This is a genomic window from Halalkalibaculum sp. DA384 (assembly GCF_043951955.1).
In the GTDB taxonomy this organism is placed as follows: domain Bacteria; phylum Bacteroidota; class Rhodothermia; order Balneolales; family Balneolaceae; genus JAMQKA01.
Genome location: NZ_JBINJE010000001.1, coordinates 333,461 through 354,491 on the forward strand (window position 1 = coordinate 333,461; position 21,031 = coordinate 354,491).

General features: G+C 50.3%; 18 protein-coding genes. 13 read left to right on the top strand and 5 right to left on the bottom strand.

Annotation, left to right across the window (positions count from 1 at the left end; translation table 11 throughout):
* Positions 1-509: 509 nt before the first annotated feature.
* A complete protein-coding gene (locus tag ACG2E4_RS01315; RefSeq protein WP_395275487.1) occupies positions 510-1,232 on the bottom strand; it encodes an SDR family NAD(P)-dependent oxidoreductase in 723 nt (240 codons plus the stop codon).
* Between the two features lie 163 nt (positions 1,233-1,395).
* Between ACG2E4_RS01315 and ACG2E4_RS01320 the strand changes: the two genes are divergently transcribed.
* The 6 genes from ACG2E4_RS01320 (at position 1,396) to ACG2E4_RS01345 (ending at position 8,051) form a co-directional block, all read left to right on the top strand.
* Positions 1,396-2,721, top strand: a complete 1,326-nt coding sequence (locus ACG2E4_RS01320; protein WP_395275488.1) for a sigma-54-dependent transcriptional regulator — start codon at positions 1,396-1,398, stop codon at positions 2,719-2,721.
* 164 nt (positions 2,722-2,885) lie between these two features.
* The gene (locus tag ACG2E4_RS01325) at positions 2,886-4,748 is read left to right on the top strand and encodes an ATP-binding protein (RefSeq protein ID WP_395275489.1); all 1,863 of its coding nucleotides are present in this window, start codon (positions 2,886-2,888) and stop codon (positions 4,746-4,748) included.
* On the top strand, positions 4,741-5,007 hold the full coding sequence (locus ACG2E4_RS01330; RefSeq protein ID WP_395275490.1) for a hypothetical protein: 267 nt from the start codon (positions 4,741-4,743) through the stop codon (positions 5,005-5,007). The genes ACG2E4_RS01325 and ACG2E4_RS01330 overlap by 8 nt, the downstream gene beginning before the upstream one ends.
* Positions 5,004-5,426 carry a hypothetical protein gene (locus ACG2E4_RS01335; RefSeq protein WP_395275491.1) on the top strand — a complete coding sequence of 141 codons (423 nt, stop codon included), beginning with the start codon at positions 5,004-5,006 and terminating at the stop codon, positions 5,424-5,426. Before ACG2E4_RS01330 ends, ACG2E4_RS01335 begins: the two co-directional genes overlap by 4 nt.
* 45 nt (positions 5,427-5,471) lie before the next feature.
* Positions 5,472-7,325, top strand: a complete 1,854-nt coding sequence (locus tag ACG2E4_RS01340) for a TrkH family potassium uptake protein (protein ID WP_395275492.1) — start codon at positions 5,472-5,474, stop codon at positions 7,323-7,325.
* 24 nt (positions 7,326-7,349) lie between these two features.
* On the top strand, positions 7,350-8,051 hold the full coding sequence (locus ACG2E4_RS01345; protein ID WP_395275493.1) for a potassium channel family protein: 702 nt from the start codon (positions 7,350-7,352) through the stop codon (positions 8,049-8,051).
* 243 nt (positions 8,052-8,294) lie between these two features.
* On the opposite strand, the gene ACG2E4_RS01350 is transcribed toward ACG2E4_RS01345, so the two are convergent.
* Positions 8,295-10,529 (bottom strand): amino acid permease, encoded by a 2,235-nt coding sequence (locus ACG2E4_RS01350; protein ID WP_395275494.1) that lies wholly within the window; start codon positions 10,527-10,529, stop codon positions 8,295-8,297.
* 235 nt (positions 10,530-10,764) lie between these two features.
* Here ACG2E4_RS01350 and ACG2E4_RS01355 point away from each other — a divergent pair, with 235 nt between their 5' ends.
* Entirely contained in the window at positions 10,765-12,000 is a 1,236-nt protein-coding gene (locus ACG2E4_RS01355; protein ID WP_395275495.1) for a M48 family metallopeptidase, read from the top strand.
* Between the two features lie 172 nt (positions 12,001-12,172).
* Here ACG2E4_RS01355 and ACG2E4_RS01360 read toward each other — a convergent pair whose 3' ends face one another.
* On the bottom strand, positions 12,173-12,370 hold the full coding sequence (locus ACG2E4_RS01360; RefSeq protein WP_395275496.1) for a hypothetical protein: 198 nt from the start codon (positions 12,368-12,370) through the stop codon (positions 12,173-12,175).
* Positions 12,371-12,665: 295 nt separating this feature from the next.
* Between ACG2E4_RS01360 and ACG2E4_RS01365 the strand changes: the two genes are divergently transcribed.
* The 3 genes from ACG2E4_RS01365 to ACG2E4_RS01375 all read left to right on the top strand — a co-directional run bounded on the left by ACG2E4_RS01365 (position 12,666) and on the right by ACG2E4_RS01375 (position 15,457).
* Positions 12,666-13,613: a sugar phosphate isomerase/epimerase family protein gene (locus tag ACG2E4_RS01365; protein ID WP_395275497.1), complete on the top strand. Its 948-nt coding sequence runs from the start codon at positions 12,666-12,668 to the stop codon at positions 13,611-13,613.
* Between the two features lie 61 nt (positions 13,614-13,674).
* Positions 13,675-14,712, top strand: coding sequence for a polysaccharide deacetylase family protein (locus ACG2E4_RS01370; protein ID WP_395275498.1), 1,038 nt, complete (start codon positions 13,675-13,677; stop codon positions 14,710-14,712).
* A 1-nt stretch (position 14,713) separates the two neighbouring features.
* Positions 14,714-15,457 carry a copper homeostasis protein CutC gene (locus ACG2E4_RS01375; RefSeq protein WP_395275499.1) on the top strand — a complete coding sequence of 248 codons (744 nt, stop codon included), beginning with the start codon at positions 14,714-14,716 and terminating at the stop codon, positions 15,455-15,457.
* Between the two features lie 138 nt (positions 15,458-15,595).
* Here the strand turns inward: ACG2E4_RS01375 and ACG2E4_RS01380 are convergent, their stop codons facing one another.
* A complete protein-coding gene (locus tag ACG2E4_RS01380; protein WP_395275500.1) occupies positions 15,596-15,772 on the bottom strand; it encodes an FG-GAP repeat protein in 177 nt (58 codons plus the stop codon).
* A gap of 173 nt (positions 15,773-15,945) precedes the next feature.
* Here ACG2E4_RS01380 and msrA point away from each other — a divergent pair, with 173 nt between their 5' ends.
* From msrA to ACG2E4_RS01395, 3 genes are all read left to right on the top strand, one after another.
* Complete coding sequence (msrA, locus tag ACG2E4_RS01385) at positions 15,946-16,497, top strand: peptide-methionine (S)-S-oxide reductase MsrA (protein WP_395275501.1); 552 nt, start codon at positions 15,946-15,948, stop codon at positions 16,495-16,497.
* Between the two features lie 467 nt (positions 16,498-16,964).
* On the top strand, positions 16,965-17,513 hold the full coding sequence (locus ACG2E4_RS01390; RefSeq protein WP_395275502.1) for a DUF2911 domain-containing protein: 549 nt from the start codon (positions 16,965-16,967) through the stop codon (positions 17,511-17,513).
* Between the two features lie 75 nt (positions 17,514-17,588).
* A complete protein-coding gene (locus ACG2E4_RS01395; RefSeq protein ID WP_395259697.1) occupies positions 17,589-18,530 on the top strand; it encodes a DMT family transporter in 942 nt (313 codons plus the stop codon).
* A 51-nt stretch (positions 18,531-18,581) separates the two neighbouring features.
* Here the strand turns inward: ACG2E4_RS01395 and ACG2E4_RS01400 are convergent, their stop codons facing one another.
* Complete coding sequence (locus tag ACG2E4_RS01400) at positions 18,582-20,984, bottom strand: TonB-dependent receptor (protein ID WP_395275503.1); 2,403 nt, start codon at positions 20,982-20,984, stop codon at positions 18,582-18,584.
* Between the last annotated feature and the right edge of the window lie 47 nt (positions 20,985-21,031).

The window sequence follows — 21,031 nt, forward strand, 5'->3', positions numbered from 1 at the left end:
AATTACCGGCACACTCTCTGCCAGACAAAACCGCTGAATCTTTGCCTGCTGCAACTCCAGTACATATTACTTAAACCAGTTGAAAAATGATAACAGATCTGTTTAGAGGATCCTCAAAAGGCGTGACAGCCATCTCCCACTGCAGAGGTCTTCCTTGTGAAAAACAAAAAAGGAAAAACTCCACTTATAAATGATGAAGTCGGAGGCAAAAAAACGCAGTACTGCTTTCCCGGCCTTGAATGGGGTGCACCGGCCGCAGCGTTTGCCCCATTCTCTGCCTAGATCTTTTGATTCCTTTGGGATCAAGACATACGAGGGACAACTCCGTCGCGGGCAATAGTCTCCTGTTTACATTAAGACTAATTCAACACCATAACTGTTTGCTATCGCCAAAAACCTGCCAACTAATGATTATCCGCTACGTTTGTCGGGCGATTCACAAATCCACAGGCCGGGAGAAATAAAAAATTATTTCTGTGGCAGTATTTGCATCCTCCAACAGCGGAAAATCAGGATTTGCCATACACCGGCACGACAGCCCCGCGCGTCACCTCGTTCCGGGGCGATACCAGGTACCCGATCTGCTGAGCCAGCTGTTCCGGCTTCGGCCAGTCGTCATAGTTTGCATCCGGCATCGCGCTCCGGTTGGCTTCCGTATCGATAGTTGAGGGGGCGATGGCATTGACCAGGATATCGTCCCCGACCACCTCCGCCGCCAGCGACTCAGTCAACGCGGCGACCCCGGCCTTGGCCACCGTATAGGCGGTCATCTGTTTGCCCTGACGAGGCTCAACGCCCGGTCGCGAAGCGATATTCACAATGCGTCCCCCGCCGTGGGTCGACTTTCTCATCCAGTGCACCGCAGCGCGACACGAATTATAACAGGTTATCGTATTCATCTGGATCTGCTTGTTAAAATCGGCCAGCGGCGTATCTTCAATTGCTCCCATCCCAAAACCCCCGGCTATATGGACAGAGCCCCAGAGCCCGCCCTGGGCAGAGACCGCCAGTTCATAAAAAGACCGGCACTGCTGTTCATCTGCCAGGTTGACCGGCGTTTTCGTGTAGACATCCTGCTCATCTTTCTGCAGAAAAGATTCCAGCTCTTTTTCATTAAAACAGGGCACGCTGCACCTGGCACCCGCCTTCAGCAGCAGCTTCACCACGGCAGATCCCAAGGCCCCGGCGCCCCCGGTAACGACAATATGCTTATCATTCAAATCAACATTCATAATGTGATCAATCGATGTTTGTTCGTTGGTTATTTCGTATAAAAGGACAAATCCTATTACATTAAAAGAGGACTTTGCAACACCTCCTGAATCTATACTAACACAAAGGTCTGGACTGAGCAATCATTCCATCCTGGAATCTACTGTTTTGAATACCGAAAAAATGAAACAAAGTGTCCTGATCATAGATGACGAACACCGATTTCGCGAACTGCTGGCCCGGGTTATAGGGCTGGAAGGTTTTGAGGTGTTTCAGGCAAAAAATGTGAGAGAAGGTTTTAAAATACTTGAAAAAGAACCCATTAGCGTAGTTGTTACGGATGTGAAGCTGCCCGACGGTAATGGATTGGAGGTGCTGGAGCGTATCAAGAAAGAGTATCCGCTTATAGAAGTTATCGTCATAACCGCCTTCGGTACCATCCAGGATGGAGTGAATGCGATGAAACAGGGGGCGTTTGACTATATTACCAAGGGAGATGAAGACGATCACATCCACGTTGTTGTCGAACGGGCCGTTGAGAAAGCCCAGATGCAATCCAGGCTTAAGCATCTGGAGCAGCGCGTGGAGAGCCAGTACAGCTTCAGAAATATTATCGGGGAATCGAAAGCGATACGGGAAGCCAAGCAGATGGCTCAAAAGGTGGCCGGATCTGATATGAGCGTGCTGCTTCAGGGAGAGACGGGCACCGGTAAAGAACTTTTTGCACAAGCCGTTCATCAGGCCAGCCCGCGCAAAAACGGACCTTTTGTCGCCCTAAACTGCAGCGCTTTTCCAAAGGACCTGTTGGAATCCGAATTATTCGGGTATAAGAAAGGTGCTTTTACCGGTGCCGACCAATCTAAAAAGGGGATCCTGGAAGAAGCTGATACGGGCACGTTGTTTCTTGACGAAATCGGAGAAATGGATCCCGGCCTTCAAGCCAAATTATTACGTTTTTTAGAGAACAAAACTTTTACCAAGCTCGGAGATACAAAACAACAGTCGGTTGATATTCGCATCATAGCGGCAACCAACAAAAAGCTTAAAAAAGCGGCCGAAAACGGAGATTTCAGGGATGACCTCTACTATCGTCTTGCCGGATTTACCATAGAGATTCCACCTCTCAGAAAGCGAAAAGAGGATATCCCGATCCTTGCAAATTTTTTTCTAAAGCGCGTCAATAATCGTGTTAAAGAGATTGATGAGAATGCGCTCCACCTTCTTGAAGAATATCCCTGGAAAGGCAACATCCGGGAACTAAAAAATGTGATCGAACGAGCAGCAGTTTTGGCCGAGGGGGATCGGATAACCGTAGACCTGTTACCTCCAGAGCTGCAAAAAGAATACGAGTCCGGCGGCCATTCAGCTTCAAATACGCTGAAGGAAGTGGAGCGATCTCATATCAAACGGGTGCTTGACGATGTGGATGGAAACAAAACGAAAGCTGCCAATATATTAGAAATTGGCACAAGTACCCTATATCGTAAAATCGAAGAATATGGTTTGTGACCCTCCCAAATTGAAATAGTATATCTCCCAAAATGGGAGAGCTTTCTCAATACGCTCGTTTGATCACCCCCCCTACATGAGTTAAAACCCGAATATGCAGTTATATTGCCCAGCAATGCGAAGCTGGCACAGTTTTTTCATACTAAGCTACAAGGACTGTTTTTATGAATATTAGTGTAAAATCAAAGCTCTACGCAGGAATCGGTCTGCTGGCAGGATTTGTAATTCTTCTGTGGATGAGTGGTTCTGTGTTTATCAACACCCTTGCAGAGAATTCCGGGGCGATTATTCAGGATAATATCCGATCAGTCAGTTATGCCCAGCAAATGGAACAGGCCTTAAATGACTTATATACCTCTCAAGTATTGGCTGTAAGTGGGTCAAGCACTGCCGGTATTTTGGGGAGTGCTCGTTATCAAAAGTCTATCCAGCAGTTTGAGGAGCTGTTGGACAAACAGCAGGCAAACATTACGGAAACGGGGGAACAGGAACTTTCGAACCAACTGCAGGAAAATTTTGAGAATCTTATTGGGATCTTTGAGTCAGGTGCCCAAACTCCTGTCGCTCCCAAACAGGTAATTAATCAGCGATTGACCTCCGCCTACCACCGGCTGCAACAAAATTTGAGTCAACTCACAACCATGAATGTAGATGCGATTCACCGGAAGAATACCATTGCCCAGGAAACGGCATCGAGCGTAACCCTTTACATGAGTGTTATTGGAGCGCTTTGTTCAATATTGGGTATTCTGATGCTCATTCGCTTCCCTGGCTATATTGTGGATCCGATTCGCGAGCTTATCAGGCGCATTAAAGAAATTGCCAATCGAAACTACGATCAGTCGCTGGAACTTCATACCGGCGACGAATACGAAGACCTTGCTGAAGCGTTCAACCAAATGGCCCGGAAGCTTCAAGAGTACGAGAATAGCAATATCGACCGGATTATGAGTGAAAAAAAGCGCGTTGAGACCATCATTAATCATATGGGAGATGCCGTCATAGGGTTAGATGCTGACAATGATATTTTATTTGCCAATAACAAAGCAATCGAGCTTATCGGTTATCCAAAGAAAGAGATTGTTGGAGAATACGCCCCAGATCTTGCATCCCGGAGTGAATTATTCCACGAAATTATGAAATCACTTTCTGGAGATCATGAAGAAGAGGTGAATTATCTGAAGATCGGGAATCAAAACGAGCACTATTTTTCTATCGACGTTGTTCCGGTGCCCCACCAGAATAGAGATGCCGGTCAGGACACTCACCTGGGTAACATCATTACCCTCAAGAATGTCACGCGCTTTCACGAGATGGATCAAGCCAAAACAAATTTCATTTCTGTGGTATCTCACGAGCTTAAAACGCCGATATCCTCCATTAACATGAGCCTTCGGCTACTGGGAGACCAGCGAGTGGGCATGCTTAATGAAGAACAACGAGAGCTGATTTCCAGTATCAAAAAGGATGTACGCCGCATGAAACAAACCACCTCAGACCTGTTGGATCTGTCAAAAATTGAGTCGGGGAATATCCAGCTTAATACCAGAGATGTTTCCCCCGAAGAGTTGTTGGAGTATGCGTATGAGACCATGATTATGCAAGCGTTCCAAAAAGATATTTCCATGGATATAAATGTGCATGAAGATCTGCCACAGGTTCAGGCTGATTCGCAAAAGACCGTTTGGGTACTTGTAAACCTTATCTCTAATGCCATACGATATACTGGTCCTGGTGGACAGATTATCCTGGAAGGCGCCCTGGCAGAGGGAATGCCGAAATATGTCCAGTTTGCCGTGAAGGATACGGGTGAAGGGATAGCTCCCGAAGATCTGGATAAGATCTTTGACAAGTATTATCAGGTTGATAAAGATCAAAAAGACCGGAAAGGCTCCGGACTTGGGCTCGCCATTGCAAAGGAATTTATCATGGGCCAGGGCGGACGTATTTGGGTGGAAAGCACCCCCGGCGCGGGCAGCATCTTTTATTTCACATTACCAGTAAGTAAGCATTCTGACGATGACTAAATTTTTAGGCACGTATCGCGGAGCCGCCATCTATGAAGTTGGTGAGTTTGACTCCCCTGCAGGCGAAAAAGCAGGTTCAAAGCTGATGGCAAAAGCCGTGTATCCATACAAACAAAACCTGCAGGTCGATTTTGTGGAGCAGGCCGGAACACAGCAAAAAGCGTGCGAAAAAATAAAAAAAACGATTGACCGGTTCCTGGATGAGCACGACATGACCCAGTTTGAAATTAGTTCTTTAATCGATAGCAAAGACCAATGAAAGCAACAATGGACGATATTTCCCGCAAAGAACATCTGCTGGCTGAAAAAGCACAGGATATCCTCGAGCATCAACAGCAATTAGAATTATTAGAATCACAAAAAGGGGAACTACAGCAGCAAAAGCCGACAGCTGACAAACAGCAACTCTCCTACCAGGAGTCGCTGGAATTCAGGGAGCACATAAAGCAATATGAAAAAAATCTGAAACGCATTGAAGTGCAGATCCAAAAATTGACAAGAGAGCTTAACGCACTTAAAAAACAGGCAAAAAAACTATTGCCTGTATCCGGCGTCAAGGTAAAAGTGTCCACCCATTCAACTGGTGATGTACAATCACCGACCTATTGCATAAAGCACATTACGGAAGATGGCAGCAATGAATCCAATGACCATTTCGAGATTGAGCGCCTGCAATAAAAGACCGATGTTTGTAGTCAGGCAATTAGTTTTTAGATTCGGGACATGAACATTCCTTATGACTGGAAGCAAAAGTGGATCAGGTTGCTTCGCCGGTGGCGAAGCTTTAAAAAAGAGGCCAACCTAATCCTCCACTATCTGCAGGATGATATTTATGAAATTGACAAGGTGGCGCATCCGTACCTGCGGGCCTTTACCGTAATACTTAGCCTGCTGGTGGTGGCGAGCATTCTTATCCCCATCGGGTTTGACCTGACTCCCGAACTCATTCACCTGAACCGCCAGATCGAGGGATGGATCCTGTTTGGGTTCGTTGCCAGTTTTATACTCCGGCTGGGGTTGACCAGTGACCGCACAACCTACCTCAAGAGACGCTGGTTCGAGGCGGTCGTCTCCCTCTTTTCCATGGTTTTACTAATCGATATCGGGGTTGCATCGATCGGCATTATCGACTATCTAATTGGGGTTTCGCCCAACCCGGAAGAGGTGTTCCTGCAGTTTCTGAAAGGCTACCTGCTGTTTGTAGTTGTGGTAAAATTTCTGCAGTACCTGCCCGAACTACTGGGTCAACAAGAGAATACCGGCCGCTTTTTGGTCTATAGTTTCTTGTCGCTCATTGTTGGTGGCACGTTTCTGCTGATGCTGCCCGGCGCCACCCGGGATGGCCAGGGACTTGTTTTTATTGATGCGCTGTTTACCTCCACCAGTGCTGTCTGTGTAACCGGACTCATTGTGGTGGATACGGCCACGCACTTTACGCTGTTTGGAAAACTGGTGATTCTCGCCTTAATCCAGCTGGGCGGAATTGGCATTGTCACCTTTGCCACCTTCCTGTTTCTGTTCATCAGCGGCGGGCTGGGCGTGGGCCAGATGAATACCCTGAAAGATGTAGTCGGAGAAAGCAATACCAGCTTGGTAACCGCTACGCTAAAGCGTGTGGTGGGATTTACATTTCTGGTTGAGGCGATCGGTGCTGTTGGTTACTACCTTAGCTGGGAGGTGAGTTTTCCCAGTCAGGGGCAAAAGATTCTGTTTTCTGTGTTTCATGCAATATCGGCTTTTTGCAATGCGGGATTTTCGCTGTTTACCAACAGCCTGGCTGATCCATTGAATGCCACCAGCCTGGGGATTAATATTACCACCATGATCCTCATTGTTTTAGGAGGTTTGGGCTTTACCGTCATTTGGGAGATGATCAGAACCCAAACCGATCGCTCGCGGTGGCGAAGACGCCTCTCGATCCATACGCGGACGGTCCTTATTTCCACAGCCGTGCTTATTGCGGCCGGCACCGTGTTGATTTTAGCGATGGAATGGAACGGGACGCTGGCCGGATTTTCCTGGGGAAACAAGATTATGGCCTCCCTGTTTCAAAGTATTACTACGCGTACGGCGGGCTTTAACACCATTGATACCGGGGCTATCGGCATATCCGCGACCCTGGTGATGCTCACACTCATGTTTATTGGGGGATCGCCGGCCTCCACCGCCGGTGGAATAAAAACCACGACGTTTACAGTCGTCATGCGATCTATTGTGATGACCGTGCGCGGATATAACAAGATGGAGCTGTTTAAGCGAACGGTGCCCAACCAGGTGATCTTTCGGGCCATGACCGTCATCTTATTAGCCGCATCCTGCATCAGTATCAGTACCATTTTATTGTCGCTGGTAGAAGATCATGCGTTTATGGACCTGTTTTTTGAAGAAGTGTCGGCTTTTGCCACGGTGGGATTGTCGCGGGGCATTACCGGTGATTTAACATCGTGGGGCAAGTTCATTATAGTCGTCTCCATGTTTTTGGGCCGGGTGGGTATCCTCACCTTTATGGCCGCCTTTGCCAGCAAAGTGGATACGAACAAGTACAAGTATCCCGAAGAAGATATTATGGTATCCTAAGATTAATAATTAACGTTATCCATTATGAAACGACGAAGTGATCTGCATTTTGCAATTATCGGCATCGGAGCTTTTGGAAGCGCACTGGCTAAAAAACTTTCCGAGGAAGGGGCCTATGTTATCGCCATTGACAACAACATGGAGCATATTAACCAGGTTAAGGAGTATGTCTCTGATGCGATCTGTTTTGATGCAACCGATCCCGAACTGCTGGAAAGCCACGGCATTACCAATGTGGATGTAGCGGTCATATCCATTGGTGAAACGTTTGAGCCGGTGGCCCTTATTGCCATGCACCTGCTTAACGCCGGAGTAAAAGAGGTATATGGGCGGGCAGGCAGCCGCATCCAGGAACAGATACTGGAACAAATTGGCATTACGGATGTCATCCATCCGGAACGACAGGTGGCCGAACGCATGGGGATATCGCTGGTACGCCGGGGCATGTCAGATGTATTTGATATCGGGGAAGGGCTGGCCATGTTCGAAGTTCAGGCCCCGGATGCAATGGTTGGCTACACGTTGGAAGAGCTCGAAATTCGCAAGCGATATGAGCTCAATTTAATTACGATAAAACGCCTGGTACCGATGGATAGCGAGATCGGTCCCGAAAAACAATATAAACCGATCGGCATACTGTCGGGGAAAACAACGATCAAGGAAGGTGACCATTTTTTACTGGTCGGTCGCAAAGAAGATGTTGATAAGCTACTTGAGACGAATTAACTCGGCGTCCGACTTGGGAAATTACAACAAAAAAACTTGCTTTCTTTAGCCAAAGGTTCAATCTCCCTGAGTCCCTCTTCTCAAGAGGGACTCTTGATGAAGCTGCCCATTTCTACCAACGAATACCTCCCTGGAGAGGAGCCTGTCCCGAACACTTTCGGGAAGAGCAGAAGGATTGACCCCGAATTAGATACTTAAGCAAGTTGGCAGCTGGTAAACGCGTTATGGCGAATAAAACCAATCCTACCTCGAAAGCCGCTCAATAATACCTTCCGTCACAGAACGGGGTTTGTATTCCCGGTTCCGCGTTATAATAACGGTGCCATCGGAGTGCTCGCCGATCTCTTCCGGAATGGAGCCAAACAGGGCTTGCCGGATCGCCGTACTCCTTGTTGCACCGATACATACGGTATCATAGTCTTTGGTAGCTCCCAGCAACGCTTCTCGAACATTATCGGATATTATAACTTCTGAATGATACTGCCCGGAATCTATACCGGCTTCATGGGCTACGGAACGGATAAGGCCTTCTCCCTCTGATTTGGGATCTGCCTGCTCATCAGAACCTGGTTGTTGTACCGTTAATAAGGTAAGGGAAGCTCCGGCGGTATGGGAGGCCAAATCGAATCCCCGTTTTACCGCCAATATGGTGTTTGGTCCGGTGCCCACCAGGACGACGATATCTTTCACCGGCTGACTGCCGGCCTTGACAAGCGTTATCTCGCAGGTGGCTTCGTCCACAATATGGTCGATATTGGAGCCCAGGATATGTTGGTACCGCTTGCGCTTGCCACTCCAGCCGAGCACAAGATGCTGCGCCCGTTCCTCTTTAAGGACGTTTAAGACCGTTGAACTGATGCTGTGGGCCACAATAGCACGCGTACGAAGACCCAGTCCCCCCTGCTGGGCCGTCTTGCGAGCACTGTTCAACAGGTCCTGCTGGCGGCGAATCCGTTCATCTTCATACTCTATGCTCTGCTCGAGAGAGGTTTGCTGCGGAACCTGGAGAACGCTGACAGCCACGATCTCCGCTTCACCGTAGTTGGCGCCGATGGCTCCCCCAACATTGATAAGATGCTGCTCGGTCTGGGGATTGGCCACGGGGATAACAATGCGATACCGTTCATTGGGAGCCGGGGTTTGACTTCGGGCTGCAATAGCATCGCCAACGAGACTGGGCTTGAGTGCACGGCTGGCGGCATAGCCGAAATACCACAGAACACCCACTATGATAATACCACCGCCGATGACAAGAACAAGCGGACGCATTTGAGCTACGATAACCAGGCATGAAAACGATCCAAGCAGGGGAATGGTCGGGTATGCCCAAGACGACAATTTGAAATCAGGATTGTAATCCTCAGGCTCGGCACGTCGCATGACGATGACCGCCACATGGACAAGTGCATAGGTGATGAGATATAAAAAGCTGGCTACATCTGCCAGCGTCTCAATACCAACTCCAACACCGATAAGCAGGAGAATAACCACTCCTGTGATCAGAATGGCCCGGAAGGGAGTGCGAAATTTACTATGAATTTTGTTGAGCCAGCTGGTGAGAATTTTATCGCGCCCCATCGCAAAGTTGACACGCGCAGCAGACAGAATGGAGGCATTGGCACTGGATACCGTGGCAAGAAGAGCCCCCACTACCATCATTAACGCACCAATAGTGCCCAGGTATTCGCTTGCCACATCGGCCACCGGAATATTAGAGGCGGCCAGATCGGCCACCGGCAGCACTCCCGTGGAAACCAGCATCACCAACACGTAGAATATCATCGGCGTCAGCACCGAGGCAATCATCGACAGGGGCAGGTTGCGACCGGGATCTTTGATCTCTTCTGCACTGGTTGCGATAACTTCAAACCCGATAAACGAAACATAGACGGTGGCCGCCGTGGAGGCCACGGCTCCCCATCCATTGGGATTGAACGGGCGAAATACGGACCAGTCGATATTAAATACTCCAAAAGCCAAAAATACAATGATAAACCCAATCAGCAGAACGACAATCAGGTTCTGCAGCACCCCGGCTTCTTTAACGCCCCGATAGTTTACGCCAATAAGCAGAAAGGCCATGACCAGCGCAGACCAGGCCACGGGAATATTGCCCCAGAAAAAAGTTAAATACTGTCCAAATCCCAGCATGTAAAAAGCCGTGGCGAACATGAGCCCCGCCCACATGCTCCAGCCTACAATAGAGCCGAAAAAACTGCCCATCGCTCGGTTCACGTAGTGGTAGCTGCCCCCCGCCTTGGGCATACCGGTAGCCAGTTCAGAAAGGGAGAGCGCCGTAAGTAGCGACACGACCCCGCCGATGGCAAATGAAATCATACCTGCCGGCCCCGCGTTGTTGGCAACAATACCGGGGAGCACGAAAATGCCGGCGCCGATCATCGTGCCGACTCCAATAGTGTAGGCTTCGAGAAACCCCAGGTCGCGGGCCAGTTCCTGATCACTTGAATGGTCAGTCATCTAACGTTTTTTTGTTTAAAATGCAGCGAAATATGGCTCAATCTACGCAGCGGGACCCATCCCGAATGATACGAACACGCAAACTGACCGCTTAAGTTCATTGCAGGATGATACTAAATAAGTTCTTGTTCATAAAAAATGATTTTGTGGAAAAGGATTTTGCAAAAGCCTCTTTTACTAATTAATTCATTTAGTTTACCTTGAGTCAAAAACTAAACAGCAACAACCATCCCGCATGAACATTTTCGGTATAATCATCCTTGCCACGCTGCTGGCAGATTACCTGCTGAACCTGGTCGCAGATTATTACAATTTACAAGCCCTGAAGCCGGAACTGCCGGAGGAGTTTGAGGGCGTATACGATGAGGAGACCTACCGGCGCTCCCAGGAATATACGCGCGTAAACACCAAATTCGGATTCGTAAGCTCAGCCTTTAGCCTGGTGTTAATACTGGTGTTTTGGTTTGCGGGCGGATTCAACTGGCTCGACCAAATTGTTCGCGGCTGGGAACTCGGCGCCATCTGGACCGGTCTGGCCTATATCGGCATCCTGATTCTGGCCAAAAGCATCCTGTCGCTGCCGTTTTCCATCTATTCCACGTTTGTAATTGAGGAAAAATTCGGGTTCAATAAAACAACTCCCAAAACCTTTGTGCTGGATATGCTGAAAGGCCTGGGCCTGGGCATCGTGCTGGGCGGACCGCTGCTGGCCGGCATCCTGGCCTTTTTCACCTATTTCGAAACCTACGGCTGGCTCTATGCCTGGGGCGCCGTCACCGCCTTTACCCTCTTCGTACAGTTCATCGCCCCCACCTGGATCATGCCCCTTTTCAATAATTTTGAGCCGCTGGAGGATGGCGAGCTCCGCCAGAAAATTGAGAATATGGCCGCCAGCGTCAATTTCCCGCTGCAGGGTATTTTTGTGATGGACGGCTCGAAGCGATCCTCCAAGTCGAACGCCTTTTTTACCGGATTTGGCAAAAACAAGCGGATCGCCCTGTACGACACGCTCATCGAAAAACACACCGACGACGAGCTGGTGGCCGTGCTGGCACACGAGGTGGGCCACTACAAGAAAAAGCATATCATCCAGAATATGGCAATCAGCATCCTCCAGACCGGCATAATGTTTTTCCTGCTTTCGGTTTTCCTTAATGCAGGGGGGCTCTACGAGGCTTTTTACATGGAGCAGCCTTCGGTCTATACCGGCCTCATCTTTTTCGGGATGCTCTATGCGCCCATTGACATGATTCTCTCCATATTCATGCAGGTCATCTCCCGCAAGCACGAGTTCCAGGCCGACCGCTTCGCCGCTGAAACCACCCGCCAGCCTGAAACGATGGTGCAGGCCCTCAAAAAGCTCTCCAAAGACAACCTCTCCAACCTGACGCCGCACCCGTTTTATGTGTTTCTGAATTACTCGCACCCGCCGGTGCTTGAGCGGATTAAGGCGATCCGGGGTCAACGGTAACTGAACACGTTTAGCGTGTTTTACAATGTGACCTGCCATCGTTACTCAACGGATCATTCACCCTAAGTCCCTCTTCCCCAATAGGGACTTAGGGTGGGTCCCATCAAGACTTATAATCCACAATACAGGACAAAGAGTTCCTCTTTAAAGAAGGAAAGCCAGAAGAATTAACTTAATCAACTGACCAAGATTTTAATCCAGTCACTGCACACATCTTATCCTGAATACCTAACGTTTCCACGCTAACGGTGCACACGCGCTTAAACAGTTTGTGAAAAGTGTTGCGGATGGAGGTTTCTTTACGTGATCCGCCGTAACGAATAACTTTTTCACCTTCTTTGAGGTACTGCTCGACCAGGTAGTTGGACATAGCGGTATGTTGCTCTCAATTTGATGCTGCTGCATAAATACTAAAGAAATGGCTTTTTTGAAAAGGGAAAGTGACACAAGAGGCGGAACGAGGATTTCGAATGCATGAAAATGCAGAAGTCCTGCAAAACAACGGTTATCAAAATAGCTCGTTCATTTGGTATTCCTTCAGGATCCGTCCATCTCAGCCCCCCACTTTGATCCTTCCTCAGAAGTGCTATTTTTATATGGAATTCAGATCTCCCTCCTGACCAGGAGCGGGGCCAGGTAATGTTAATCACAAACGCACGGTATTTATGAAACGACGAAATTTTCTGGGATTAGGGGCAGCGGGACTGCTGGGAGCGGCGCTGCCGAAACAGTCTGAGGCCAGCGGCCAACAGTCAAAACCTGACGATCACCGGTACCAGGATGGGAAAAGTCCATGGCCAATCTGCCTGGATACCGCCACTATCCGACCGGCATCCCTGAGGGAAAAAGTGGAAATCGCCGACAAAGCCGGGTTCGATGCCATTGAGCCATGGGACGGCGAGCTGGAGGAGTTTGAAGAAGAGGGCGGCGACCTGAAGGCCCTGGGGCAGGAAATCAAGGATCGCGGCCTGTTTGTACCGAGCGTCATCGGCCTCTGGAACGCGCTGCCGCCCACCCGGGATGAGTGGGAAAATTCCTTAAAGGATACGCGGCGGCGCATGCGGATGGCTTCCGATATCGGGTCCGAGCACGTCCAGACCATCCCCAATACGGTGGGGGAGAACTACGATCTCCGCTGGGTGGCCGAACGCTATCACGACATTATCGAGATCGGCCTCAACGATTATGGCGTCAAGCCGGCCATCGTATTTGTGAAGTTTTTCCCGCTGAAGACGCTCGGTGAGGCCGCCGCCGTGGCGATGAACGCGGATCACCCGCAGGCGCTTGTTATCCCCGATACGTTCCACATGTATATCAGCCAGGGCGGATTCAACAGCTTGTCGCTGCTGGACGGCAGCTCAATCGCCATCTTCCAGTTTGCCGATGCCCCCGAATCGCCGGCCCCGGACCAGATGGAGGACCGGCATCGCGTATTCCCCGGCGACGGCATCCTGCCCCTTCCCGATATTCTGAAGGATCTGAAAGCAACCGGGTATAAAGGATGCATTTCGCTGGAACTTTATAACCCGGATTACTGGGAGCGCGACCTGCAGGAAGTAGCCGATACCGGTCTCCAAAAAACGCTCGGTGTTATCGAAAAAGCCGGCGTTTAATGCCAGGGAGTAGCAACCATCACTGATACAACGTAAAACTCCAACATCCTTCTAAAAACGCATGGAAATATATCTGACGCATACCTCCCTGGCTGTTGTGCTGATATCAATGTCAATCATTTCTGCCAAAAGCAGTACCGCTGAAGCACAGGACCAAACCTACGCCGAAAAGCTGGGATTCCCGGAAAACGCGACCGTGCTCATCATGCATATCGATGATGTGGGGATGTCGCACGAGTCCAACCGGGGCGCGATCCATGCCATGGAGAAGGGCGTTGCCAACTCCCTCAGCATTATGATGCCCTGCGCATGGGTACCGGAGTTTGCCCGATACTACAAGCAACATCCCGATATCGATGCCGGCCTGCACCTCACGCTCACCTCCGAATGGGACAACTACCGGTGGGGACCGGTCAGCGGGGCCACCTGCAATCCGAGCCTGGCAGACCGCCAAGGGGCTTTTTATCCCTCTGTGGAGGAGGTCGTACAACATGCCGAACCGGACGAGGTAGAGGACGAGATCCGGGCCCAGATCGAGCTTGCACGGAATATGGGATTTAGTCCAACCCATCTGGATTCCCACATGGGAACGCTCTTTGCCACAGCAGACCTGATGCAAATTTATATAAATCTGGGAATTGAATACCAGATTCCCGTTATGTTTCCCGCGGGGCACAGTACGCTAATCCGGCAGCAGCGCCAGCTTACTTCTGATCAACATCAGCAGATGCAGGAAGCCGGGCAAAAACTCTGGGCGGCCGGGCTCCCCGTGCTCGATGACCTCCACAATTTCAGTTACGGGTGGGAGATTCCCCGGGAAGTGGCCGACTCAGACAAAAAGCTGCAGGCCTACTGGACACAAAAATATATCGATTCCTTTGAGCACCTGGAACCGGGCGTAACCATGGTGATCATGCACTGTACCGATCCCTCGGAAACGTTTGCCCAAATATCCGATTCGGGCACCCTCCGCAAGGCCGATATGCTGGCGATGACCAGTACACGGCTAAAAGACTATATCGAAAAGGAGGGAATTATCCTGACTACCTGGAAGGAGTTGAAACGGCGACGTGACAGCCTGCAAAAAAATGAAAAATAGCATGCCTGTACAGATCGAAATTTGTATCAACGCCGACCGGGAAGAATCGGTCCGCCGCTCCGTTTCTGCGGCCTTCCAGGGGGGAGCGGGCCGCATCGAGCTGTGTGGCGCGATGCATCACGACGGACTCACTCCACAAAAAAAGCTGATCGATGTTGCACGAAAAACGTTCCGTGAACGGCCGGGACTGCTGGTGATGATCCGTCCCCGAAAGGGAGATTTTTTCTACACTCCACAAACTGTCACCAAAATGATTGCCCAGATTGAAGGAGCGGCCCGACAGGGTGCAGATGGAGTGGTATTTGGCGCCTTACATCATACGGACCATACGATCAACCGTTCTGCCACTCTGCGCCTGGCGGAGGCGGCCAAAAAATACGACCTGGCAACCACGTTCCACCGCGCGTTTGATGCCACCCCGAATCCCTCTGAGTCACTGGAGCAGCTTATAGAGATGGGGATCGATCGCGTGCTCACGTCAGGAAATCCCTGGGGCGAACCCGGCTCAGCACTTACGGGCCTCCCGAAGCTTGCCTCAATGCTGGAGCAGGCCCGGAATCGAATTGAACTGGTGGTTGGCGGCGGTGTCTCACCGGGAAACGCCGGCACCCTTTGCCGGTCGCTTCAAACCCACGGCACCCATTTTTCCCTTCATGCCTACAGCAGTGTCCGGCAGGATGAAAGAACTTCTCAAATAAAAGTAGAGCGTCTTATAGAGAGCGCATCGCTGACATCGACCCTATAACCGCTTTTTAACCCGGATTACCTCACCCATATTTTCCCAAAAGTAAGGCGAAGAGAAAAAATTGCACAGAGATCCTATTATAGACCTTGAGCAGATTATTTCCGCTTCAACACAGCAGGGTGCCAATTTCGCTGCCCGCTACTGCGTGTTATTTCTTAGAATGACAATCGGAAGCCGGGTATTCCAGGTGGGCTCCACGTTGAACTTGCTCATGAAGCGGCGTGAAAAATTGCCCAGCACCAGGTCCAGGTCTCCGTCGTTGTCAATATCCCCGGCATCCATCGCGATCCACCGCCCCAATTTTGTCTTAGACAAGAAATGATAAATCCGAAACCGTTGTTATTGCGTACTGTGAGGTATCAATGCAAAACAGACATGGTGTGCATCCTATGAAATACAAGAATCTATATCTCCTTCTGCTGCCAATTTTTGTAATATTGGCGTGTTCTTCGAAAGCACAAAACAACCGTTCAACCGAATCATTTGATATGAGCAATACAAATTTTGAACAAGCCACGCTTGGAGCGGGATGCTTCTGGTGTGTTGAAGCAGTGTTTGAAGAATTAAAGGGCGTCAAACACGTAGAGGCCGGTTACGCCGGTGGAGAGGAGCAAAATCCCACTTACAAGCAGGTGTCCTCGGGCAACACCGGCCATGCAGAGGTCGCTCGCATCGTTTACGACCCGGAAGTGATCTCTTTTGACCAGCTGCTTACCGTTTTTTGGCACACGCACAACCCCACCACACTGAACAGGCAGGGACCGGATGTGGGCCCTCAATACCGGTCGGCTATTTTTTATCACAATGAAGAGCAGAAAAAAATAGCTGAACAATCGATGGAGGAGGTCGATCGCTCCGATTTATGGGAGGACCCGATCGTGACTGAAATTTCGCCCGTCAAAAACTATACGACGGCGGAAAATTATCATCAAAACTATTATGAAAACAATCCCAATGCCGGGTACTGCCAGGTCATCATAGCACCCAAGCTTAAAAAATTTCGAACGGAGTTTTCCCACATGCTCAAAGAGAACGGGTGACTGTAAATTAAACGGGATACGCCCCGCAAACGCCAGCTGGGCGGGGAATCAGACCTTTAAAGATGCAAACGTTCGCATGATGGCGGTAGGCACCACTGGTACAATACGCCTCGTACATCTTCTCTTTTCTATTTTCTTTCCTTCCTTAAACCGGGTCAGGGTCAACCTGTTTCTGCTGAACATTACAGGCCGGGCTCAACTGTGGACGATAGGTCCTTCAGGGTTAACTGAATTTTAAAACCTTTTAAAATCTAATGTTCTTATTCTTTTAGATATTTATTTATGTTATCAGCTTATTTTTGCCTAAAGTTCATTACTCTTTGTCTTTTATAGGAGTGCATTTTTTTATTCCGTTGTGGAAGATCCCGCAGGTCACTCTTTCGCAATGGTAAGAACGAATCTTATCCATTCTTGTTTATGGGATGTTACTTAATGGGAAATCAAACTTAATTTATGTCGAGATGAAAATGAAAAGCTTTTTAGTATCTGTTTCGCTGTCGTTCGCACTGATGTTTGCATTCGCTTACTCCGCTTCTGCCCAGGAACGGGCGACCAACGAGGCGAGAGTAAGTCCCAACGCCTCGGTAAGCCAAACCATTGGAACAACCCAGGTAACCATTACGTATGGGCGCCCCAGCGTAAAAGGACGCCAGGTTTTTGGCGGACTGGAACCCTACGGTAGTGTCTGGAGAACCGGGGCGAATGAGGCCACCACCATCAGGTTTTCCGATGATGTCCTCATCGAGGGAGAGCCGCTGCAAGCCGGAACATACGGCCTGTTTACCGTTCCTGGTGAAGATGAATGGGTCGTCATATTCAACAATGTTCCCAACCAGTGGGGTGCATTCGATTATGACAGCAGTGAGGATGCCCTTCGCGTGAAGGTTTCCCCGGAAGAGGCTCATCACATAGAACAACTGATGTTTTACTTTGAGGATGTTACCAGTGACTCCGGCACTGCGGTAGTACACTGGAGTACGATTAAAGTGCCTTTTACGATAGAATCAGCATCCTGACGTCCTATTAAAAAAGTAGAACAAGATACCAACACCACCTCTGGTGAGGCTATATCTCATCACGGTATTCTTTTACTGTTTACGTTTCTATGGGGAGCCAACTTTATCCTGGCCGAAGTGGCGCTAAAGGAGATGGCTCCCATCTCCTTTAGCGTCTCCCGTTTTTTTATGGGCGGGGTGGCGATGCTGAGCGTTCTCTATACCCAGTGCTATTATGATGCCAAGGTAGCAGATAAACCGTTCCGTTTTTTCCCGCAGATTGAAAAAGGAGACTGGTTTCGGCTACTGCTGGTTTCTGTATTCGGGGCCACCCTGGCTCCCTGGCTCGGTATCGAGGGACTGGGCCTTACCCATGGCGCACGGGCTTCTATCTGGCTTGCCCTTGGACCCGCTATCAGCACCGGTTTCGGATACCTGTTGAGTACAGAAAACATGGGGAAATCCGGCATAGCGGGGGTTACCCTGGCGGGGCTGGGGACCGTTACCCTTGCCTACGACGGACTAATGGTGGAGGGCTACTGGCTCGGCGATCTTCTTCTCTGTATCGCCCTGATATTGACGGTGGTGGAACTTCACCTGATCAAGCCCCTGGCGCGTAAATACGGGTCCATCAGCATGGTTGCCATGCGGACGCTCATCGGGGGCAGCCTCTATCTGTTTATTGCATCTCCCTCACTGATTCAGGAGCCCTGGCTTAACCTGGGCATGTGGACCTGGATTGCCATCCTTGCCGGAGGGGCTGTGGGGGTGGGCGTAGGGCAGTGGGTCAAAGTTCGGGCCCTCCGCTCTCTTGGACCCACGCAGGTGGTAATCTACGGGAATCTCGTCCCTATCGCCGCCCTCCTCATCGCCTGGCTGTCCGTCGGTCAGAATCCCTCGCTCTTCGAAATTATCGCCTGTATTTTAATTATCGCGGGAGCTATCCTGATCCAGGTTATCGATGCACGAAGGACAAGAAGAACGAAATCGAAGGAGGACGATGAACTCTCCGTGGTTTCCAGCGCCAAGCAGGAGTAACAAAGACTGCAGGAAACGTGAACCGGGTGTCACCATCCCCCTTCTCAAAACTTAAAACTCCATCTTAACCTGCAACATCGCATTGCGCCCTGCCTGCGGATAATAATAATTAAAGTGCTGCTCCTCTTCTCCTGCCACCCATCCGAAAGTATAACCGTTGGTCTCGTATTTTTCACTCAGCAGATTGTTAATCTGGAGTGTTAACTGCACGGCCCGGGCAAAGGGAATGTCGGCAAAGCGGTATCCCAACCTGACATCATGCAAAACGTAGGGATCCAGCGACCGGCTTTTGGTCTCGGTATTGTCGAGGTACTGGCGTGACACATATTTACTGATCAGTTCCGCAGAAAACTGGTCTTCGGTAAAACCGAATACCGAATTTCCGATAACAGCCGGAGAAAATGAAAGAGCTGTATTTTCATAGGTTGCCACCTCCTGTCCGCCCAGGTAGTAGGTATAATTTTCAATCCTGTTGCGGCTGAAGGTGGCATTCCCGGACCACTCAAGTCCCCGGTACAGTTTTGTGCCCACCTGCAGCTCAACACCTGCTCGGTAACTTTCAGGGACATTCTGACGGATGCTGGCACCCACATCGTTGATTTCGCCTGTCAATGCAAGCTGGTTCCTGTAGTTCATATAATACAGGTTGACCGCTCCAAAAAACGTGCTGAATGAGGCGCGGTAGCCCAGCTCCCAGTCATAGAGCGTTTCATGGCTGGGGCGACTTTCCGGCGTGGAGTTGACATACTCTTCGCGCGTAGGCTCGCGGTTGGCCACACTGAACGATGCGTATACCCGCTGCCGGTCATCCACCCGGTAGACCAACCCGAGTTTGGGATTCAGGAAGCCAAGCCGGTCGCTCTGTCGCACATCAAGAATCTGCTCGGATCCCCCCGAAGTCTGGGTATCCTTGCCCAGAAAATCATAGGTTATTTCACGGAACTGCAGGTCCAGGAAACCGCTCAGTGTTTCCGTAAAATAGTATTGACCTTTACCATAGATGTTGAAGTCGGTTTTAAACCCGTTGTTGTTATAATAGGTTTCCTCGATACGGCTGTCGCCGGCGTAGCGCGCCCAGATCACCTCGCCAAAATGGTCGCCGTCATACTCATTGTATCCCCCGCCCAGTGTTACCGACCAGCGATCCGCAACCCGGTAATCGGTGGAAAAGACAATCCCGTAGAAGTGATTATCCAGCCACCGCCGGCGTACCAGGTCACTTTGGGTGATGGTCTGGCCGCCGATCTGAATCGGCCCGATACCGTAGGTTGCGAGGTCATCTTCATCGCGAAACTCCTCGTAATAGCCCCGGCCGTAGGTGTAGTGAAGCGAGGCGTTGGCATTCCAGCGGTCCGCCAGCTGGTATGAATAGTGGACCTGGTAGTGATCCTGCTGGTAGTTGTCGGTTTGGTCCTCGTAGGTAAACTCGTTGAACTGCCGGTTGCCCACGTTGTTGCGAAAATGTACAGCCTTTTCCCCGGCTATGCCGAGACTGGTTATATACCTTTCAAGCTGATCTGAATTCCCGTTCAACACCGGTTCCGGCACGCCATTCCACGCCTGATAGGTTTCCTCTACGCCGGAGAGCACATCGACCTTGAGCAGACTTCGCTCACCATTCCGGGAACCGCTCAGGTAGATCGATTTCAGGTCGGACGTCGCCCGGTCGATATACCCGTCCGAGATGATTTTGGAGAGGCGACCTTCAAACTGCCAGCCGTTTTCCATCAGGCCCGAACCCAGCTGTACATTTATTTTTTGAGTGTTGAATGAGCCGTAGCCGGTATTGACCTCCCCATAGGGCTCGGGGGTCATCGTCGAGGTCTGGATATTCATCGTGCCCCCGAACGCTCCCGCGCCGTGAGTTGAAGTGCCGACTCCCCGCTGGATCTGGATATTTTCCACCGACGAAGCCAGATCAGGGAGGTCAACCCAAAAAACTCCATGCGATTCCGCATCATTCAGCGGAATTCCATTAATCGTGACGTTTATACGCGTGGGATCGACGCCGCGAATACGCAGGCCGGTATACCCGATCCCCGTCCCGGCATCTGACGTGGTCGTCACCGATGGGGTGGAGCTGACCAGGTATGGGATATCCTGGCCGAGATTCCTCTTTTCGATCTCTTCGCGCTCGATATTTTCGTAGGCCATCGGTGAGGCCTCATCCACCCGCAGCGCCCGAACAAACACTTCGCTGCTCATCACCGATTCCGGAACAAGGGCAATGCGGAGATCGCCGCCTCCCCGCTCCTCAATATTAATCGATTTTGACCTGTAGCCAACAAATGAAACCGTGACTTTTTTTAATCCACCATCGACCAGGAGCAGCTTAAAACTGCCGTCCGCGGCTGTTGTGGTCCCGTTTTGGGTGCCCTCCTGGACAACATGGGCCCCTGCGAGGGGCTCGCTGGACCGGGCATCGATGACAGCCCCCGCGACAGTCTGGCTCAAGGCCGTATTCTGGTTAAAAAATTGAATAAAACACAGGAATACCGCTC

Bases quoted from the DNA above. Each gene is read 5' to 3' on its own strand.
- ACG2E4_RS01320 (WP_395275488.1), top strand. From the start codon at position 1,396: ATGAAACAAAGTGTCCTGATCATAGATGACGAACACCGATTTCGCGAA.
- ACG2E4_RS01355 (WP_395275495.1), top strand. From the start codon at position 10,765: ATGAACATTTTCGGTATAATCATCCTTGCCACGCTGCTGGCAGATTAC.
- ACG2E4_RS01330 (WP_395275490.1), top strand. From the start codon at position 4,741: ATGACTAAATTTTTAGGCACGTATCGCGGAGCCGCCATCTATGAAGTT.
- ACG2E4_RS01345 (WP_395275493.1), top strand. From the start codon at position 7,350: ATGAAACGACGAAGTGATCTGCATTTTGCAATTATCGGCATCGGAGCT.
- msrA (WP_395275501.1), top strand. From the start codon at position 15,946: ATGAGCAATACAAATTTTGAACAAGCCACGCTTGGAGCGGGATGCTTC.
- ACG2E4_RS01315 (WP_395275487.1), bottom strand. From the start codon at position 1,232: ATGAATGTTGATTTGAATGATAAGCATATTGTCGTTACCGGGGGCGCC.
- ACG2E4_RS01375 (WP_395275499.1), top strand. From the start codon at position 14,714: ATGCCTGTACAGATCGAAATTTGTATCAACGCCGACCGGGAAGAATCG.
- ACG2E4_RS01340 (WP_395275492.1), top strand. From the start codon at position 5,472: ATGAACATTCCTTATGACTGGAAGCAAAAGTGGATCAGGTTGCTTCGC.
- ACG2E4_RS01360 (WP_395275496.1), bottom strand. From the start codon at position 12,370: ATGTCCAACTACCTGGTCGAGCAGTACCTCAAAGAAGGTGAAAAAGTT.
- ACG2E4_RS01350 (WP_395275494.1), bottom strand. From the start codon at position 10,529: ATGACTGACCATTCAAGTGATCAGGAACTGGCCCGCGACCTGGGGTTT.
- ACG2E4_RS01335 (WP_395275491.1), top strand. From the start codon at position 5,004: ATGAAAGCAACAATGGACGATATTTCCCGCAAAGAACATCTGCTGGCT.
- ACG2E4_RS01370 (WP_395275498.1), top strand. From the start codon at position 13,675: ATGGAAATATATCTGACGCATACCTCCCTGGCTGTTGTGCTGATATCA.
- ACG2E4_RS01365 (WP_395275497.1), top strand. From the start codon at position 12,666: ATGAAACGACGAAATTTTCTGGGATTAGGGGCAGCGGGACTGCTGGGA.
- ACG2E4_RS01325 (WP_395275489.1), top strand. From the start codon at position 2,886: ATGAATATTAGTGTAAAATCAAAGCTCTACGCAGGAATCGGTCTGCTG.
- ACG2E4_RS01390 (WP_395275502.1), top strand. From the start codon at position 16,965: ATGAAAAGCTTTTTAGTATCTGTTTCGCTGTCGTTCGCACTGATGTTT.